A 2,704-nucleotide genomic window follows, 5' to 3' on the forward strand; every position below is an offset into this window, starting at 1 on the left:
CTGAGCTCGTTGCAGAATGGCGGTCGGAGAGTTGCTGGCCAGATTGCGCCGCATTTCCAGCTCGGTCTTCAGGTTGTCAATTTCCTGTTGCAGGTTGTTGTTCTGCTGACTGACCGCCTGCTGGGCCACATCATTGGCGGCGATGTTCGGTTCCTTGCTCCCGGTAAACATCGTGCGTTGAAGCAGCAACGCTTTACCCAGCACATCCGATAAAGCGAGCTCTGAAGCAAGGCGTTTGGCCAATATGTCCTGGTCGTGTTCGGAGCGCAGGGCCTCGACCACGCCGCGCGTCACAGGCAGAGAGCTACTGCTGGCTTGCGACAGGTTCTCCTGCGTGAGGGATTTGTTGCCTGAAATGAGCTCCTGCAGCGCCTTGAGTTTTGAGTCGTATGACTCTTGAATGAGGGGCGTGAGTCCAACGCCAGCAGTGGAGGTGGTTTTGGTGCAACCCTCACACGTGCGCTGTTGCTGCTCTCCCAGAACACGGTTGGCGAATGTGGTTGCTTCCTGCGGCGAAGACCAAGTGGAGCACACCATGCCGTTGTTGCAGCTCGATGGGCTGATAGAAGCTGTATCAGCGGCATTACGTCCGTTCAGCAGGTTGTATCCTGCCCGCGTGACATCGCCTACGACCTTGATCGGTTGTTGGCCCGATCCGCCGGCCTTGCTTCCACCCACCCAGGTGATACCGTCATTCCCACCTTGCTTTTCGACCTGAGCAACGGCCGAGACCGCGTCTGTGTTTCCGGTTTTCACCGCCTGACTCATGGCCTGGCCTTCGGCGATCTTGTCCCAGCCCATTTGTCCGCCCGCGACATCGAGCATCTTGTCCGCTATGGCGCGGCACGTGCCTTTGGAGCGGTCGAAATCAAGACGGCCTTGCAGGATGCCGTTGGTGAGCAGGTTGTAAAGCGCTGGATTGGCGCGCTGGATAATCAGCCCTGGCAATGAGGCCACTGCGCTGGTGGCGTTGGAGATCATCGAGCCCATGATCGTCTGAAAGCCGGAAGTGGCACCGTTCAACTGATTCTCCAGTGTATTGTTCAGGCTCATGTTTCCGCAGACCAGGTTGCTGTTCCAGCCACCGCCAATGCTGATGCTGTCCATGTTCCCGGCGCTTCCCATGTTCCCGGCGTTGCCGCCACCGACGCTGTACAACACATCGTCACCGATGACGCTGCCGGACGAGCTGGCACTGATCCCTTGCGTCTCGGCAAGGGCGCTGTTTACCGTCAGGGCGCTCATGATTGCGATAGTCAACATGGCGGCGGCGCGGCGCATGATTGAAGTCCTCTTGATCATCATTGAAAGTCCGTACTGCCAAGAAAGGTTTGTCCTTGCCGCTTGCAGCAGGAATAGGGTCGCCATAGCGCCCAGGCGTATGAACCGTCTGTGGCTTGCATGCCCGGGCCAAAGTTAGGAAATACAGCGCAGCTCGGACTGAGAGTAGGAGTGAGCTCTTGCCATTTACCCGTGGCAGCGACGCCCTCAATCAGTTCTCCTGCAGGCCAATAACCTGGCATCGGTAGTGCGCGTAGGGGTAGGTAGACATGGACTTGTCCAATTCTGGTGACCACATCGCCAGCACGTTGAGCAATGACCGCAGCTGCCTTGTAATCGTCGGCTTGATGGATGAAGCCGCTCCGGGGGTAAACGCTACCCCACATGTCCCCAGAGAAAAGGCCGCCTACTTCTCTGCGGCCAGGGATGAGTGCCTCCGGGTACACCGATTCAGGAACGCCGTGGCGCCAGGCAACCGTATCCAGTGTGCTCAAGAGGTAAGGCATGTATGGAGTAGCAGCACCTGGGCAGGCGTAGCCAGAAGCACTCGCAAACCGGCTGAACGTCGCTCCCCCGGGGTGGCCAATGACGTCAGCATTTTTGAATTTAGCCAGGCTGTCTTCGTTGTTGTGATTGGTTGTCCCGTCGCCGCCATCCTGGGCGAATGAGGTGGGTGAGCTCAGCGAAGAAACTTCGACCCAAGGGTTTTCCCCAGTGTTCGAGTAGCTCGATACAACCGCGTCGGGAACAAAATGTCGAACCTTGGTCGACGTCTTGACCTTGCAGCCAAACGGCGTGCAAAGCAGCCAGTAGCAGATTCCGACCACCTTGTATTCCAGGCAGTCGGGCGACAGGGTTGAGGCGGCGAGGGTGGCAGATGTCACTGTGCCGGCTGCCGCTGGCCAGGTTGAGATCGACAGCGCCAATGTCGCCCACGCCGAAGGCTTGCGTAGGTTCATTGCGGCGTATCTCCCTGACCAGCGTCGTTTTGATGTTTGGCTGCAGTACGCCACTGGGCAATGCGATGTTCCGCCGCCAGAGCATTGGTTTCGCCATACACGACAAACGCGCGGTCGACCACCACTGCTGGGACCTTCGTGACCCCAATGCTCCAGGCGTCTACAAGGTTTTGCTGAGCTAAGGCCAGGTCGTGTTGCAAGCGCTGCGCATCGCTGCTCTTGAGGCGTTGCTGCATGATTGCGATGGCTTGTTGCTGATTCGCCGGCAGTCCTTCAGAGAGCTTGGTCTCAAGCCGTTCTGATTCGTCCAAGAGAATCAGCCGGACATGTGCAGGTGCCTGAACTGGGTGGTTCCGGTCAGTAATGATTAACGTCTCCGCGTTCGCGAGGGTGACCTGTGCGGCCGCAATCAAGATCAGGAAGGCCACGCGGTTCTTGCAACTGAAGCTATAGGGTCTGGAGGG

At 58.1% G+C, this 2,704-nt stretch carries 3 protein-coding genes; all 3 read right to left on the minus strand.

The window, feature by feature from the left end:
* A partial coding sequence (locus DW49_RS0100850; protein WP_420865874.1) for an integrating conjugative element protein occupies positions 1-1,305 on the minus strand: 1,305 nt, incomplete at its 3' end.
* The gene (locus DW49_RS0100855; protein ID WP_005616106.1) at positions 1,302-2,240 is read right to left on the minus strand and encodes a TIGR03756 family integrating conjugative element protein; all 939 of its coding nucleotides are present in this window, start codon (positions 2,238-2,240) and stop codon (positions 1,302-1,304) included. The genes DW49_RS0100855 and DW49_RS0100850, both read right to left, overlap by 4 nt.
* The coding region (locus DW49_RS0100860; RefSeq protein WP_029774593.1) for a TIGR03757 family integrating conjugative element protein at positions 2,237-2,704 on the minus strand (468 nt) is incomplete at its 5' end. The genes DW49_RS0100855 and DW49_RS0100860, both read right to left, overlap by 4 nt.

Source organism: Pseudomonas avellanae BPIC 631, assembly GCF_000444135.1.
Lineage (GTDB): Bacteria > Pseudomonadota > Gammaproteobacteria > Pseudomonadales > Pseudomonadaceae > Aquipseudomonas > Aquipseudomonas avellanae.

What these genes read in the sequence shown, in the direction of transcription:
- DW49_RS0100855 (WP_005616106.1), bottom strand. Translation starts at nt 2,240, where the DNA reads ATGAACCTACGCAAGCCTTCGGCGTGGGCGACATTGGCGCTGTCGATC.